Source organism: Brevibacillus nitrificans, assembly GCF_003710965.1.
Taxonomy (GTDB): Bacteria; Bacillota; Bacilli; order Brevibacillales; family Brevibacillaceae; genus Brevibacillus; species Brevibacillus centrosporus.
Map to the genome: position 1 here is coordinate 159,235 of NZ_RHHU01000002.1, position 15,572 is coordinate 174,806.

Here is a 15,572-nt window from a genome sequence, read left to right on the forward strand (position 1 = left end):
GTTCAGATCAATGGTAAACTTTGAGATTGTCCTTTTTTCTCCAAATGGCGGATCGGTCAAAGCGAATTGCCCACCTCCCATGTGGCTCAACGCTTCTACCGATCCTCTTTATCGTACTGCCGATTGTTTTGACGGGTACGATCTCTTTGAAAGAGAGATGTTGACCTTCGATATGCTTTAAGCACTTCGCAAAAACAAAAAAGCCTACCTCATCGGCAGACCTTTCCCATTTACTCGCTTTCCAGTAGAACCTGTCCCGCATCCTTCATCCATTCGGGGATTGACCTCTTTTGGAGTGAAAAACCTCCTTGGGTCTGAGTACGCTTCACCTGTGCTTTAGGAGTCTTGCTTTTAATCGGTCGTAATTCTCTGTCAGATGATTGCTCATGAACAGCAGATTTCTCCGCTCTATTCGTTTGCTTTTCATCGTTATTGATTGTCTCCACTTTAAAGACGTACTGTGGCATCTTCGGTACCCCTGGTTGGAACACACGCGACAGGGTGTTTTTTCCCGTTTCGTGGATCAGCCGACCTGACTCTTTCCACTTGGCAACGACCTGCTCAACATTGAATTTTCCCTGTTTCATCAGTTTTTCAAACTCTTCCTTGGGAATCTGAATTTGCGTGACGATCCCGTTTTTCTCCACGTACTTCCCGACAATCGGCTTGTTCTTGTCCCAATCACTTTTATCACGGAAAAACTTGTACCGATTACGGACAAAGTACTCCATGATGAACTGATATGCCTCGTCTCCCTTATTTCGCTCACTCATCGACTTTCGTTCGATGTGCAACAGGCTTTCCGTTAACTGATTCAAGTCTAGTCCTAATTGGAGGGCTTCATTCGCCAATTCGCCTGCGAGTTTCACAATCGCCAATTTACCGGCAATGCGTTTTGTAAAGCTATCCTTCTCCTCCAATCGTGCCAACAAGTCCTGACGGCTTTTTCTCCAGCGACGCTGAATCTCTTCATTCCCAATCTTCAGCAAATGTTCTGCATAAATCGGTCCCGCATGACCATAGTTTTTGAGGATCACCTGCTCAATGCGCTCCGCATTTTCCGCTGATCGAGTCAGCTCGGGTTCATTAATTTCAAAAAAGCGAACTCGAATTCCAGATCGTTGATCGGTTTCCTCAAAAATGGACTTTTCGGAACTGGAGAAAATGGTGGTCATCCAGTCATCTTGCTCCCTTTTCGTTCCCTGTGACGTGAGTGCCATCTTAGCAAGCCCCGCTACAACCGTGTAAGCGAATTGCGTCAGATCTTTTCCTTCTTCCATCATGGAAGTATCGTCAATCACAATGGGTACCCCGTAGTTGCCATGCAGATTATATAATATCCCCTGATCGGTTCCGTACCAAGTAACCAGCAATCCTCTTTTCCCCGTATCGGGTAGGCCAAAAATACTGGCTGCTAACCGCGTCGTAAGCGTTTTTCCCGTACTGCTTGTACCATAGAAATTGAAGAACAATGAATCCATATGGGCTTCTTCTTTTAGGATAGAAAGCAGTGGAGCTGTGAACCCCGCAGCAAGAGCAAACTCTAGCCAGCGATTCCCTCGGACTTCCTCATGTATCATCTGGCACCATGAATCGAGTGTGCCTTTTGGTTTTAGATCATACTTCAACCCATCGTAGGTAGATGGAAAGCCAATTCCCTTGTGTAACTTGAACACCGGTTGTTCCTCGTATGTTCCCCACCCTACGTTGCTATGCTCATAATTTCGCTTCATTTTGGTGATCTGCTTCCGTAAATTGGACACGTATGCGTCCGCAACTTCCGGCCAACAATCTGCACCATACCGCGTTAATTGGCTTATACCGCCTTTCGTAAGCTCGTTTCTCTTTAGCGATCTACGAACGCGTTTTTCATTGTCCATAAACGACAACTGAACCGTCACTTCTCCTGTGTCCAAATTGGTCACGTATTGGTCAACGTCAATCGCCGCTCCTAGGTCAACCTCTTCGCCATTGGCAAGGCTAACCAACCTCCCCTTCTTTCTCCCAATCTTGCCCTCTTCTCTTGCCACCTGTATGCTCCCCCTTTGTATGGATTGAAAAAAAAGAACCTATGGCCAACCATTGACGCTTGGCTGTGAGACGATGAGCGGGGCGGTGCCAACCCTTGGTAACACTAGGTTCAAGAGATTTTGCACCGACCGCACCGCCGATTCCGCCACACAGACAATCACCTTTATCGCTGACCCAAAAGTGTCTCCACTTCCCGTTCGTACCCGTAGCGACGGAAAAACTCTATAAGCGCCACAACGAAAATATCACGCTGGCTCATGTTCTTCTCCCTGCTAAAATCCCGCACCAATTGGTCCAGTGTATTGGTCATGTGAACCGACTTAGTGACAAACACACCTGGAATCACGTAGCGTGGGATGTTTCCGGTTTCAGATGCTGGAGTAAGTAGGTCAACTAACCTGTCTCGGTTTCGTTCCAGCATTTCCAGGATCGGCAGGAATCGCGACAATCCAGGAAGGTCTACCATTGTGGCATTCGATGAGGGAACCGGATTGTCAGGAGCTGCTTCGCTTCGCTCACTCGATGCTTCCGTATCCTGCTGGGTGCCCGTCTGCTTGACGTAGTTACTCTTTTCAGCTGACCAGGCGTATCCTTTCCCCTTCATGTACGCTGCCAGTTCCCGGTGATCCCCGAATCCCAACCGTTTGGAGATGGTTTTGGCATCCGCTCCCTCCTTTTTGAAGAGGGAGATGACTTGTGCTGCTTTGGAAGATTCACTGATAAGCAAGTCCAGATCTTGTCCATCCAGCCGGGAGTGGGCAGGAACATAGTTCTGGCGTTGCCGATCCCATGTAAAGTTACGTCGCCGCATATACATGTCTAGCGAACGGTAGTCACTGTATTCATACCGTTCAGCCAATTCTTCTCTCGTTTTTCCCTCAGTCAATCCGTGCAGAATTTCCTTGACCCGATCATCATAGACGGGTAGATTCTCTTGTTCGATTGCCATGGTTATAACCTCCTTTTTATAGTTCGTTGACCGCTTTACTCAGTTGTTCGAGGTTGCTGTGTGTATAGACGCTGGTGACTTTCAGCGAACTGTGACCGAGCAGCTTCTGAATCTGTACCAAGCCCACATCTTTCTTCACCAATTGGCTGGCGAAACTGTGACGGAGGATGTGTGCCGTTACATGCTTCTTCCATCCCAACGCCTTTGTTGCTTTTCCGAGATGATGATTGACGTAAACAGGAGACACTTTCCCCGTCTTTTTCGTAGCAAAGAAGTAGGGGGAAGGGGTGGTGACCCGTTCATGAGTCGCATACTGTTGAAGCAAAGGCAGCAAGGCTGAAGAGATGGGTACCAAACGGTCTTTGTTTCCTTTTCCGGCCACAACATGGATAACCTTGTTATCAAGATCAACTGTATCCATTGTCAGGTTCAGACATTCTGAGACCCGAAGGCCTGTCCGGTACATCGTCTCCACGATCAGCCGAATCAGAGGATGGTTCATGGCATTTAACAACTGTTTCACCTCGACTTCGGACAGATATGCCCGTTCCTTTTGTGGGATCTTCACGCCTTCCACCGAAAGCGATACGTCACGCTGCACCCACTCATTCCGGTACGCGTAGGAAAAGAACGAACGCATGGTGTGGAAGTGTCTTGATCGGCTGGCCGGTGCATTATTCCGCACTTCTTTGAGCCACACCAAGTAGTTCTTGATATCGTTAGCTACGATATCTTCCAGGTACGGCTCGCAATTGTACCACTGCGTCAAAAACTGATTGAACATGCGCAGGTCTTTCCCGTAGCCACTGATGGTCTGCTGGCTTCGCTCTGCGGCTGACAGGTGCTTAATAAACTGATCCGCTGCCTCTCTGAGTCTCATTTTTCTTTCCTCCTGGATTGATATGGATGGGATGCATCCCTTTCAGGTACACATCCCGATAATCAAAGATATAGTACATGTTTAAAAAATGGTTTATTTACAGTTTTCCGTTGAAAAGATTGAGTTTAGCTGTCTTTGACTAATGATTTCGAAAGGTTCCCAACAGTAAGTCGCAGGCCACACATCTCATCAAATTTCAGAAGTGGCTTAATGAGTCGGAAATGTTCACGAACTTGTACATCTTCCTTTTCAAAATGATCTGAATCATGGAATCTCGAAATTTTGCCCATTTTTGGTGTACTAATTCCGATCGTGGTGGCTACATTGTCGAAAAAGTTATTCATCATTATGCAGTACGCGTCGTCATTAAATGGGAGAAACATCCTTCCAAACGGAATGCACCACATTGCAGATACACGATCCTCACGTTGCTGGATATGAAAAGGCAGTACAGGTAGTTGCTTCAAAGCATCAACAATCCTCTGCTTGCATTGAGATGCCACACTTATCGGAAGCTGATCCAATTCCATTCCTTTATAGTCAGTGAAACAAGCTTCCAGATAATAACCTCTGAAATGGTCTACATAAAACTGTAGTGCCTCTTCCCTCATCTCGGTCGTTATATTATTTTTGGGCATGGGAGACCCTCCTTTGATTTTTTGAGGGTCACTCCCCCAATAGGGGAGTGACGTTGCTCACTCTTTTAGCCAATGGTTTGCTATGATTTAGGTAGTCTGACGAACCACGATCTGTAGACCAGCCATACGATCAAATGCCTCCAGTTTCGCTCGTTTCTCTACGTGCTCATCGTACTGATCCACCGGAAGTGAAAACAGCTCTTCTACCAAGCCGATGTCCCCGTATTCAGGTGTAGTCAATCCCAAAGAGGCGATGGTTGCTATGACGTTGTCATTCACCCGATTCAGATCTTCCGCGCTAAATCCACAGAATCTTCTATCGTTGGGAACCACCCACGCTACAGTGAAGTCCCCATCTCCATCGACAATGGCATTTGGACGCACAGGTAGATTCCAGAGAGATGTTTGTATCTCTTGGATCCCCTTTGATGCCTCTTCTCGTGGCAGTTCACTAAACAGGATGCCTTTGTAATTGGTAAAGCGCAGAACGATCAACCCCCATGAATCCTCATAGAATCGTCTCATTGCCTCGAGATCAGTGGGTTGAGTAACCACTTCCTGAACAGATTGCTGCCCATCGCTTTGAACCTGTACGGTAGAAATACCGTTTTCTTGATTGGTATAGACTTGAATGTTGAGAGTGATTGGATGATTGAATGCTGTCATGGTTAGTACCTCCGTTTTTTTACTGTTATAGTTGGCAGAGCGTTTTACTTTGAGTAAATTACGATTTCCATCAATCGGTGAAATCGTCTGTCTCGTCATCGTAAGAGTTGCTTGTCCAGTTTGACGCATTGTGCCGTTTAGACCTTTTTGGCGCTGGGTCGTCTTCTAGGAACTCGTCATCAATATCTTCATCGGACACGGTATCATCCGATGCTTCGTCTAGCTCATCTTCCAGATCTAAGTCATCATCATCTTCGTCCGGTTCGTCCTGATCCATTTCTTCGTGGCCGTCATCATTCATGCTGTAAACTTCAGCAACATTGGCAAATGTGCGACCTGATGTACTCGATTTGTTGTGTTTCACAACAATTCCAATCGTTTTGCCTTCAAAGAAATCTTCTGGATCATTGATTTCATCCGGTATCTTGTCATTATTGATCGTTTTCACCACCTTTCCCAGGTCGGTATCCTCTTCCATCACTGGAAAGTAGCGCTGTGTGAGTTTTCCGTGTTCTGTTTTGTACTCGATCATGATGAGATCAGACTTCTTTTTCTTGCCTTTTACCTCCACTTCACAATCCTCTTCCATCCAGATTCCTGAAATTACGGACTCAAACTCACCCTGTGGATGGACTGGGTAGCCTTTCTTTAGAGCAAATGTCATTTGTGATTTCCTCCATTATTTTGTTTGGCTAGAATGACTGGTCTTGTTGTTTGCACTCTTAGATTACAAAAAAACGAGGTTCGGCTTCAAAGTGCAGCCATTCATGCCATGTTCCTTATTCGGCAGCAGTTTCTGCTAATAAAAGTAGGGAAAGAAAAGAGACTTGATGAAAACCAAAAAAAATAAGCCGTAAACGGCCTATACAATGAATTTCATGACACTTTTAAAAACCAAACAATTATGTCGTTTATTCATTTTGACTTAGCCTTTCAAGATAACGAATGATGCTCTCCTTCCTGGTCTGATTTATCACTTTTATTCGCTTATTTCTTTTATCCATCAATTTAAAGCGTGCTAGTAGATTAGCCTTTATAAAAGCAAGCGACTGTAATTCTTTAGCACCAAAGGGGGCAAATAGAACGCGGATGCTCCTCTTTCCCTTCTTGTTTGTTATCTTAGATAGTAACCTTTTGTTGAAACTACTTTTGGCCATGAGAAGGATGATTTCGTCCTGGGCACTATTCTTCACAATTTTTTTCAGAATCGTCTCCATCGCAAATGTATCTTCTTCAAAAGCGCTCTGATAATGATAGACAAACGCCTTGGTTTTAAGATGCTGAGCGCAGTGGACGATTTCTTTTCTGGCCTTATCCGTTAAATCTATTTTGGCCATCTCTATTTCCACTGGTGTTTTAATCAGATCTTCCTCTTTGTAAGGGTATAAGCCACGTTTATTTTTTCCACCTTGCCGAATACCTAAATAGATGCTCGTCACAGCCCAAATATCTTTCTTTTCAAGAAGCATTGCTGACACCGTTTCAGAGAAAGCTTTTCTTTTACTGGAAGGTGTCCCTTTCCGTTCGTTAGCCATTACACTTGCGAGCATGTTTCGGCAACTCTCATCCGACAATTTCACCTTGAATGTATTCTTGATATGTTTCACGAGTAAAGGAGCTGTCCATTCTGGCATTAAGAATCCAAATTCCTCTGGGTTTCTCTTCAGATCGTTTTTTAACTGTTGTATTTGATCTCCATCCAGTTTGTTTCTATTTCCAGGCTCCTTACTATCTCGTAAAAACGATAATCCTGTCGCATTGAATCCGGATATGTTTCTTTGAACGGTTCGTAGGGTTACTCCCAATCCTTCCGCAATTTCTGCTGGTTTTCCCCCTTCTACGTAGAGTTTAATAGTCAACAGCTTTCGCATTTTATACGGTTTTATACCGCCGTTTTGCAGTTCCTGATCGATGTATTTCAAGATCTCACGTTCATGACTGGTTCCCATATAAACTCCTTTATCTCCTAACCTTTCAAACGGCAATGATTCCCTCCCTTTCCACTCTCGTAAGAAAGAGACGGATACACGCAATATCCCTTCACCTCGGTTATTTTTCCTTTGCTCCTATTATTGTACCCCTGAAGTTAGTAACCCTGCACGCTTTTCAACGCTTGAGTTTCTTTGTTTTGATCGTCAGCGTTTTGTGGTCAAATACTGCTTCACTGCCTCATTTACTAATGAACTATAGCTCTTGATGTATCGCTCTTTCTTCAGCTTCCCAATTTCCTCCATGAGGGCTTTTTCTACGTAAATGGTCAGCTTCTGATTGTTCGCTTCGAAGTCCGGCCTTTTGGTGAACCCACTCAACATCTCGAACGACATTTCCCTCTTTTCGCTTTGCCCGCTTGATTCGAATGTCTGATTATGTTCATCCTCCATTTCCTCCTCTTCGTCTATTTCGGATTCCCCCCAATAAAGGGGAAATTGATCCTCACCACCATGTTGGCTTTGTTTCCCCTTATCCCAATCAATGCCATGATCTGCATGATTCCCATTGTTTTTATCAGTCAGGTTGAGATTTCTCTTTTTTCTGCGAAACATTCCCATGTGTTCCATTGTTCGATTTCCCCCATTTCGTAAAAAGTCGACCTAAACGTCGACATCGACGTCGACTTTATCAAAATGTTCCTCCGTGTGTGAAAGCAAAAAAAGAGGGCAAACAACGTCTGCCCATGATTCCTTCCCCTCTGCACGAGGCTGGATTCATTTGTTTACTGTAACAGCGTGTGAAGATCTTCTGCCATGAGTCCATGCTCATTCGCTACCTGTGCAATGGCTTCCTCCCTGCTCATTCCATCAAGGACTCGTTCTGCTATATCCCAGATTACTGCTTGTAGTATTGGATGCATGACTGCTTCCTCCTTTCAAACCATGTTGCTTCAATCAGCCTTTCTTGACTGCGAACAGATCACCACCTCAATTTTCTTCGGGAAGTAAGGCTGTACTGTACTTCCCTGAATCCATGATCCAAACCGTTACCCCGATAGCTAGATTCTCGATGTGATCCACGTAAAAAGCTTCCTGATGGATTGGCTGCTCCTGCCGATTCACGACCTTCTGCAACGGCTCACCATCCACCCACTCTGCAGAAAGCTCGAAAATTTGGAGGTAATCCAACTGATCGCCCCTTTCTTGTCTTTTCTCAAGGATGCTCCACAGTATGAGCTGCAGTTCAAACGGAACGGCTTCGTTGACTCCTCGTGTTACGTATCTTTCCGAAGAAAACATTTTCCGCGTTTCCATCCTTACATGTACCCTCCTTCCTTCAAGCTAACGTAGGCACCCTCTGTACCGACAATGATGTGATCCAAAACAGGGATACCCAGCAACTCCCCCGCCTCTTGGAGCCTCTTTGTCACGTCTAGATCAGGCTGGCTAGGAGTGGGATCACCACTTGGATGAAGGTGGGCAACAATTACCGAGGCAGAGTTCGACAAAATGGCAACCTTGAACACTTCCCTTGGATGAACGATCGTGCTATCCAACGACCCAACCGAAACCGTGTGAATGGCAGTTGGCTCATTTTTAACATTAAGTGCTAGGAGGAAAAATATTTCGCGATCCGATTCCTGAAGAAACGACTGGAACAGTCCTACGACATCCTTTGCCATCCGAATGCGGCGTTGCGGGTACAGGAGGCTAGATTCCCGTACCATTTGAATCCGTACAATGTTTACCCGTTTTGATGCTTCATTTATCGTTTTCATTTTGCATTCTCCTCTAACCAGTTTTTTATTTCTTCGTCATCGACTATGACGATCTCAGGAACATAGAAGGCCATTGCGTATTCATTGGAGTAGACAACGACGACCTTGTACCAGCACTCACTGTTGCGTTCCACCTTCTCGACAAACTCCGGCAGGCTACCAATGAGTCCTCCTGTTTCCCTGTCTAGACCAACTACGGACAGATCCCGGAGGTTGTCTCCTAGCTCCAAGACAACCATGTAGCCGTACATTTCTAGCGTGAACGCCTCGTCTAAACCGTCGAAGTCAAATGCCTCTTTCAGACCAAGAAATTCTTCCTCCAGGTACCCCGTGAATGTAACGGAAAACACCTGCGCTGCGCGAATCAAACGCAGATCCTGCTTCGTTTTGATCGTCCTCATGTTCTTTCCCCCTTAGAAATACAAAAAGGGACTACCTCCCGATGTTGCAGAAGGTAATCCCATTCTTGTTTTTGGATTATGGTTTATTGCCAGAATACACGGAACAGCCATTTTCGAATCATGATGCCCACACCAGCACCTAAAAAGAGGGCAACCAAGAAATCAACGTCCTTGTAGTTGAACATCCAGTAGATGACACCAACGACGGCTCCGCCAATGGCCCATTTTACAATCGCACCCATTCCCTTTCCTCCTTGGCATGTCTCGTTGATACTTTGCTCCATTACAAAACTTTTCGTCATTGATTTTTATTCATTACCATTAGCTATTAGTAAGTTGACCGGTTGCCTGACGAATGGTTTCGTAATCATTGAAGGTTTTCGTCAAAAACTCCATTGCCTCCAAATTCCCTAGGAGTCGCCCGTCCACTGCAACGTAGGACACATTAAATGTGCCGTTATCGTTGAGTTCAAACTTTAGTTGTAACTCATAGTTTTCCATCTCCGAGTAGTACAGGCCGGAAAACTCTACAAATTTCTTCCCATTCGACTCGGTATACGTCCATTTTGGTTCGGAGTGTAAGTATTCCATCACCTCACCGATTGGTTCGTCTGAGTACTGCTGTAGGGAACTGCTCTTGATGGCCTCCACATACTTTTTGCCTGGATCAGCGGCTTCCTCAATCTTTCCCTGTACATCCACCCCCATCCATGAAGCGATGAGCCAAACAGCTAATACGATGATACCCAGACTGGTCATGAAACCATAAAACTTGTTCACGCCGTTGAGTATCTTTTTCCCTGCTCCCATTCCTTCAGCATCCTCCCTTGATGACTTTTAGCCTATCTATTTTTGTATGAATGATTGTCGGAACATAGAAGATTTCATCGGATTTAGTAGAATCTTCCTATATTATCTTATAGGTGTTATTTGATAGTCAATTACTATTTATAGTGTGTGTAAATGGTTTTTCCCCTCTAGTACGCTTGACTTGAGGTGGGACCAAATGGAAGAGAGTACGAAACAACTCGCAAAAATGCTAGGTGATCGAATTCGCAGTCTCCGTCTAGATCTAGGGCTTAGCCAGGAGCAGTTGGGTGAGCGGTCTGGACTGCACACCAACTACATTGGCCAAATCGAGCGGGGAGAGAAGAACCTTACCCTTGAGACCCTGCTGAAAATTGCCCGTAGCTTAGGGACTTCCTTGGAGCAGCTCCTGCACTCCATTGATCCGCTTGATCCTCACACCCCTCTTGGGGAAATTGTTGTCATGCTCTCTGAACGTCCTGCTACGGATCAGGCTCTTGTTTTAGCGTTGATGAAAACCGTATTCTCATGGGAAGAAGAAAAGCGGAAATAAGTCACAGTGGACTTTCTTCCGCTTGTTTTTTTGCATTGGGGAATTGGCAGGCGAGAACAGTCATTTCCCACCTTACCGAAAAGATCTCCCTCCGCAGCTTTTCTTCCCGCTGTTGAATCCATTCGCAGATGTCCCGAACCGTTCCCTGACAAGTTTCCCCTCTATGTTTGTAGACGAGCTCATCTTTCAAAAGGGACATGGCTTGCTCGCAGATTCGTACACTTCGTATCAAGGTATCCTCCTTGTTGACAAACTCCTCGTATTTTTCCTGTACTGAACTCATGACACTCTCCTCTTTGTGCTTTTTTACAGCAGGGCTACAGCCTGCTCCTTGTCCTGTCTACTGGTGTTGATGTAGTAGTGGGCCGTCGTCTGAATGTGTGCATGGCCTGCCAGCTTTGAGACCGTCGTGAGCGGAACGCCTTTTTTAAGCAGTCTGGAACAGAACGTGTGGCGGAACTTATGCGGGTAAAGCTTGAAGCCGAGCTGCTTCTCCAAGCCTTCCAGTAACGTGTTGACCGCGTCCTTGTGCATCTTCTCGCCCCGTTGACTGAGAAGCAGATAGAGACTGTCCCGATGCTTGTTTTCCTGCCGTTCGGATCGGATGTACTCTTTGATCAGATCCACCAGATCAGGACGAAGCGGAATCTCCCTGTACTTTCCTCCCTTACCCGTCACCCGAAGCGTGTTGGTGAGGTAGTCCAGATCACTGAGCTGGATGCCGCAAAGCTCACTCACGCGAACGCCTGTGTACAGTAGCAGCCAAACGATCAGGTGGTTACGCAGGCTGACTTTGCTCCTGTCCTGGACGAAGAACAGCAACTGGTTCACCTCCTGCTCGGAGAACACCTCCACTTCACCCTCGCTGCCAGCGGCCACCTTGATCCTGTCTTTGCGCAGCGTGACGACCTGTTCTGTTGTCAGCTTACGGTCGATCAGGAACAGATTGAACGCCTGTAGTGAATTGATTTTTTTGTTGACGGTTGCCACCGCGTACTTGTTCTCCATGAGGTGATTCTTGTAGCTGGAGACGTAGAAACGTTTCAGATCAGTCGGCTGCTCAACGCCCATCCCTTCCAGGTACACACAAAAAGCTTTTACGTCACCGACGTAAGATTCGATCGTTTTCGGCGCGATCCCGTTCTCGACAAGGTACTGCTCAAAATGCTGAATCACATCCACGTCTAAACACCTTCCTTGCTTTATTCATTCCTTGAACCAGCAAACATGCGAAACGTCCGCCACATCTCGCCTTCATCCTGCCCCCACGCCTGTCTCACGTTGTCCGGGTCGAGGATGCGGAAGTGTTGGGTGAACATGTTCTGCTGCAGCTTCCAGCCGTTTCTTCTATCCAGGGTGTTCCAGAAAACCTGACCGCCTAACGTCTTGGTCGGTACGTTCGGGAAAAGCATGTACAACAACTCCTTTTCAGTATCATAAATGAAAAAATCCCTACATCCATAAGGACATAGGGAGTCTATCTAAAAGTATATTAACCGTTTATTTTCTTAGATGATACGATTTTGAATTCTTCTAAACATGATATCCACAAGAATGCTAGAGTTATTATCAACAGCATGTGGATAACTTCTTTAAATGGCTGTTTACTTATATGTAAACTATTGCTAAACTAATCATGCCGAATCAAATATCCTGGGGAATTTAATTTGTTAGCCAGCTGACCTCCTCAGCTGGCTTTTTGTATGGGCACGGAAAAAAATCCCTTAGTCCGATAAAAGACTAAGGGCAAATCGAAAGATACCTAATATAAAATTACCAATTAGTGAGGGAGATGTCCATCAAGATTGAATTCTTCAATACTGCTGGGGACGTACTCCTGCTTTAGTTTTTTAGATGATCTCATACTTAATTGATCAATTTTAAAGTATTTTTTATATTCCGCCATCAACGTTTCAGATGATTTACCGTATACTTTCAAGAACGCCGTATCATAATTATCACCTGCATTAACTCGTTCCAGCAGCTTATTATACTTTTCTCCACCATAGTTTTGATCGAGGAAGAAGACCATAGCTTCAAAAGCAAAGTAATTATCGCGATTTAAATTCAAATCCGATAATCTATCATATTCATCCCAAGGTGTTGGGCCCCATGATTGTCTTTGATTTGTATCATCAATATAAAATTGGAGGTCGCGAGTTTTCCCTGCCTTTTCATAATTGTATTGCTTAAATCCGAGAAGTTTTTTTGCCACGTAGTCAGCTTGTCCTTCAATTAGCCATGAATGGGCAGCACTGTTTAGATTTTCCCATTTATGAATCTGATAGGCGTGTGCCATTTCATGTGCAAAAGAAAACCGCAAATCTCCTGCCGAAGAACTCTCCTCGGCTGCAGCTGTACTAATTTTTATTGCATTTAGCCAATGCATATAGTAACCATTGTTTAAAAGGTCCCAAAATCCACCAGTGCCATGTATCCACAGGGTTATCTTATTATTCCCCAACGAATTTGCACCAAAATATTTCTCATGAGTTTTAAGGATCTCTTCCCCTTCTTTAGGGATGTACTCGTATCGTTTTGCTATGTCAGAAGCAAGGTTGATTGTCATATGCTTCGTATTATAGGTCTCCCAAGAAAGTTGTTCACTACTATTCTCCAGCTGCTTTTTCAGCCGTTCAATCTCCTGTTCCTTTTCAGAAATTTGCTCCTTCAAATCATCAATTAGTGTTCCATCAACTGCCTTATCGAGCTCCTCTTTTAGCTCTTCACTTAACTTTTTTAATTCATCAACCTGTTCGGTCAATTTTTTAATCTGCTGGTCTTTATCTACTTGTTTGACGCTCACACTAATACTTACCGTTTTTTTCTTTCCACCGCTTGCATATGTTGCTTTCAAAGTGGTTGAACCGACCTTCTTTGCATTTATGGTATCTTTCTCGACAGTAGCGACGTCTTTCTTGCTACTTGTCCAGGTCACCTTACTTGTAACATCCTCAGTCGTTTTGTCTTTGTAGGTTGCCGTTATCATTAGGGAAGCAGTTTCCCCCTCGATGATTGTCACCCTGGTTTTACTAGCTTTTAGTCCCGTCAGCTCCTTCTCTGTTACTGCATCTGACGAGACAACATCATTCGTTTCAGAAGCAAAAGCATTTTGGCAAACCATAGTATTCAGAATTAGGACAAGTGCAATAATATAACTACGTACTGATCTCATGTTTCCCTCCAACTGGTATTTTGTGATACGAATCGTCATTTTACAACAATGGGAATCATTTCTATATTTTATGTATCGGCAATACAGGACTAACAGATTAGGCAAAAAGAATCACTAACTGCAGTTTTTATAGTTTGTAGTGAGAGATCATTGGAACGAATTCTTGAAGTAGCTAGAACGTAGCTAGTGGGTATGGAAACAACAAGGAAATGTAGCGAGTTTACTCAGGATTTTGCAGTCAGTTCTAACGTTAGAAAAGGGTCTACCGCAAATGGCGATAGACCAACTCGAATTTTTCGTCAATACACGAGTTACTATTAATTGAGTGAAACCGTAATGTCTGGCACGTTAGTATTTGGCGTCAATGACACAAATCTTACAATTGCTCCAGACGGATTTGTTACCGTATAGCCAGGTATCCCAATACTTGTTAACTGAGTTGCAATCGCCTGCGCCACTTGCGAAGGTGTTTGACCAGCAACAGATACAACATGTGGGATGCCAAAGACCGTTACAGTAATTCGCCCTGAAGCTCTTGCACCAGTTTCCACAGTCAAATCCACTGACTCCGTTTCTCCTGCGCCACTCGTCTTCACTGTAGCAGAATAGACTAAGCTTGTCCCCATTCCAGACGCGGACAGTAATGTTACCTCCAGAGTATTTGCAGCGGCGACAACACCATCAACAGTTGCAGTGTTACGTCCTCGATCATCTGAAGTAAATTCAATAGTGACAGTCTTTGAATCAACATTTTCGGTAACGAAGACATCTGGAGGGTTAGTCAACGATTCTTTAATGTTAATGGTAATTGAATTACCTGCAGAGCCTGCTGCCTTGGACGTGAAGGTAATACCTTGATTCAATACCGTGGCATTAGCTGTGACAGCTGATTCGCCCTGCCGGATTATTCCTAAAGTGGCAGTTACCCCCGAATTGCTATTCTCACCTAACCGAATCTACTTCGATTTTCTGTTGAGCCTACACCGTGCGGGTGACTTTCATCGCACACGGCGTTACATCAACGAATAATAAATAGAATTATCCTATAATTGGCAACACAATCTCACCAAGTTTTAGAAGGCTTTACTAAAGCTTGTTTTTGCTTGAAGTATTTTTCAAAAAAAAGCCTACCGTAATTTTACGATAGACTTGGCCTTACTGTATAAATGATTATGGAGCGGAATTTACTGTTATGCTTACAGTTAAATCAGAACCGCCGTTCAACCCAGCTCCCTTAATGGTTATTGTTCCTACGCCTGTATCCCGGACCAAATTGCCGGTAATGCTTTCTAACCTTACCTGCGTATTGCCGCCTAGTGTATTGTAACCACCCAAATTTAGACCTGCAAAGTCTCCACCAAATACGACATTATTCCTATCGAAGCTTTTGAAAGTATCTCCATCGAGGCTTAAGATTATATTCCCCCAATATGAGCGACTTTCCGTTACAGCTGTTGGATCACTCGTTAAAGTTCCTAGTTCTTCTTGTGCATTCAGCAATGTTTGCGCTGCTTGTACATCTGTCAACAATCCTGCTTTTTCTGTTACTGCATCATCCAATGCCTCTGCTTTTGCTTTCGCTGCATTGATCGCATCCTGATCCACGTTTGCTGCTAGAGCTGCTTTGGTACTGTAGTCTGCAAACAAGCCTTCTACGGCTTGTTGCGCTGCCTCCAGTGCTGCAGCTGCGTCTTCTTGTGCATTCAGCAATGTTTGCGCTGCTTGTACATCTGTCAACAATCCTGCTTTTTCTGTTACTGCAT

General features: G+C 44.7%; 21 protein-coding genes. 1 reads left to right on the forward strand and 20 read right to left on the reverse strand.

Annotated elements, in window-relative coordinates:
* Positions 1 to 230: 230 nt before the first annotated feature.
* The 14 genes from EDM59_RS01800 to EDM59_RS01850 form a co-directional block, all read right to left on the reverse strand.
* Complete coding sequence (locus tag EDM59_RS01800; protein WP_183192770.1) at positions 231 to 2,030, reverse strand: DUF927 domain-containing protein; 1,800 nt, start codon at positions 2,028 to 2,030, stop codon at positions 231 to 233.
* 164 nt (positions 2,031 to 2,194) lie between these two features.
* On the reverse strand, positions 2,195 to 2,980 hold the full coding sequence (locus tag EDM59_RS01805) for a hypothetical protein (protein ID WP_122922070.1): 786 nt from the start codon (positions 2,978 to 2,980) through the stop codon (positions 2,195 to 2,197).
* Between the two features lie 16 nt (positions 2,981 to 2,996).
* The gene (locus EDM59_RS01810; protein WP_122922071.1) at positions 2,997 to 3,860 is read right to left on the reverse strand and encodes a tyrosine-type recombinase/integrase; all 864 of its coding nucleotides are present in this window, start codon (positions 3,858 to 3,860) and stop codon (positions 2,997 to 2,999) included.
* Positions 3,861 to 3,985: 125 nt separating this feature from the next.
* Positions 3,986 to 4,498 (reverse strand): hypothetical protein, encoded by a 513-nt coding sequence (locus EDM59_RS01815; protein ID WP_122922072.1) that lies wholly within the window; start codon positions 4,496 to 4,498, stop codon positions 3,986 to 3,988.
* Between the two features lie 87 nt (positions 4,499 to 4,585).
* Entirely contained in the window at positions 4,586 to 5,164 is a 579-nt protein-coding gene (locus tag EDM59_RS01820; protein WP_122922073.1) for a hypothetical protein, read from the reverse strand.
* 70 nt (positions 5,165 to 5,234) lie between these two features.
* Positions 5,235 to 5,828 (reverse strand): hypothetical protein, encoded by a 594-nt coding sequence (locus EDM59_RS30880; RefSeq protein WP_183192771.1) that lies wholly within the window; start codon positions 5,826 to 5,828, stop codon positions 5,235 to 5,237.
* Between the two features lie 247 nt (positions 5,829 to 6,075).
* Positions 6,076 to 7,197, reverse strand: coding sequence for a helix-turn-helix domain-containing protein (locus tag EDM59_RS01825; protein WP_148040818.1), 1,122 nt, complete (start codon positions 7,195 to 7,197; stop codon positions 6,076 to 6,078).
* A gap of 102 nt (positions 7,198 to 7,299) precedes the next feature.
* A complete protein-coding gene (locus EDM59_RS30815; RefSeq protein WP_148040819.1) occupies positions 7,300 to 7,545 on the reverse strand; it encodes a hypothetical protein in 246 nt (81 codons plus the stop codon).
* 332 nt (positions 7,546 to 7,877) lie between these two features.
* Complete coding sequence (locus EDM59_RS30885; RefSeq protein ID WP_183192772.1) at positions 7,878 to 8,015, reverse strand: hypothetical protein; 138 nt, start codon at positions 8,013 to 8,015, stop codon at positions 7,878 to 7,880.
* Positions 8,016 to 8,082: 67 nt separating this feature from the next.
* On the reverse strand, positions 8,083 to 8,409 hold the full coding sequence (locus EDM59_RS01835) for a DUF960 family protein (protein ID WP_122922076.1): 327 nt from the start codon (positions 8,407 to 8,409) through the stop codon (positions 8,083 to 8,085).
* 2 nt (positions 8,410 to 8,411) lie between these two features.
* Positions 8,412 to 8,873 (reverse strand): JAB domain-containing protein, encoded by a 462-nt coding sequence (locus EDM59_RS01840; protein WP_122922077.1) that lies wholly within the window; start codon positions 8,871 to 8,873, stop codon positions 8,412 to 8,414.
* Positions 8,870 to 9,274, reverse strand: coding sequence for a hypothetical protein (locus tag EDM59_RS01845; RefSeq protein WP_122922078.1), 405 nt, complete (start codon positions 9,272 to 9,274; stop codon positions 8,870 to 8,872). Before EDM59_RS01845 ends, EDM59_RS01840 begins: the two co-directional genes overlap by 4 nt.
* Before the next feature lie 83 nt (positions 9,275 to 9,357).
* Positions 9,358 to 9,516: a hypothetical protein gene (locus EDM59_RS30890; protein ID WP_183192773.1), complete on the reverse strand. Its 159-nt coding sequence runs from the start codon at positions 9,514 to 9,516 to the stop codon at positions 9,358 to 9,360.
* 79 nt (positions 9,517 to 9,595) lie between these two features.
* Positions 9,596 to 10,084, reverse strand: a complete 489-nt coding sequence (locus EDM59_RS01850; protein ID WP_122922079.1) for a hypothetical protein — start codon at positions 10,082 to 10,084, stop codon at positions 9,596 to 9,598.
* A gap of 196 nt (positions 10,085 to 10,280) precedes the next feature.
* Between EDM59_RS01850 and EDM59_RS01855 the strand changes: the two genes are divergently transcribed.
* Positions 10,281 to 10,634, forward strand: a complete 354-nt coding sequence (locus EDM59_RS01855; RefSeq protein WP_122922080.1) for a helix-turn-helix domain-containing protein — start codon at positions 10,281 to 10,283, stop codon at positions 10,632 to 10,634.
* A 1-nt stretch (position 10,635) separates the two neighbouring features.
* Here EDM59_RS01855 and EDM59_RS01860 read toward each other — a convergent pair whose 3' ends face one another.
* The 6 genes from EDM59_RS01860 to EDM59_RS30895 form a co-directional block, all read right to left on the reverse strand.
* The gene (locus tag EDM59_RS01860) at positions 10,636 to 10,917 is read right to left on the reverse strand and encodes a hypothetical protein (RefSeq protein ID WP_122922081.1); all 282 of its coding nucleotides are present in this window, start codon (positions 10,915 to 10,917) and stop codon (positions 10,636 to 10,638) included.
* A 23-nt stretch (positions 10,918 to 10,940) separates the two neighbouring features.
* Positions 10,941 to 11,816, reverse strand: coding sequence for a tyrosine-type recombinase/integrase (locus tag EDM59_RS01865; protein ID WP_122922082.1), 876 nt, complete (start codon positions 11,814 to 11,816; stop codon positions 10,941 to 10,943).
* Positions 11,817 to 11,836: 20 nt separating this feature from the next.
* Positions 11,837 to 12,046: a hypothetical protein gene (locus tag EDM59_RS01870; protein ID WP_122907367.1), complete on the reverse strand. Its 210-nt coding sequence runs from the start codon at positions 12,044 to 12,046 to the stop codon at positions 11,837 to 11,839.
* A gap of 368 nt (positions 12,047 to 12,414) precedes the next feature.
* The gene (locus EDM59_RS01875; RefSeq protein WP_183192774.1) at positions 12,415 to 13,809 is read right to left on the reverse strand and encodes an Ig-like domain-containing protein; all 1,395 of its coding nucleotides are present in this window, start codon (positions 13,807 to 13,809) and stop codon (positions 12,415 to 12,417) included.
* 317 nt (positions 13,810 to 14,126) lie between these two features.
* Positions 14,127 to 14,672, reverse strand: a complete 546-nt coding sequence (locus tag EDM59_RS30820; RefSeq protein WP_148040820.1) for a hypothetical protein — start codon at positions 14,670 to 14,672, stop codon at positions 14,127 to 14,129.
* Positions 14,673 to 14,979: 307 nt separating this feature from the next.
* Positions 14,980 to 15,572 (reverse strand): toxin Cry1Ac domain D-VI-related protein (locus EDM59_RS30895; RefSeq protein ID WP_246010865.1); only part of this gene is annotated, 593 nt, incomplete at its 5' end.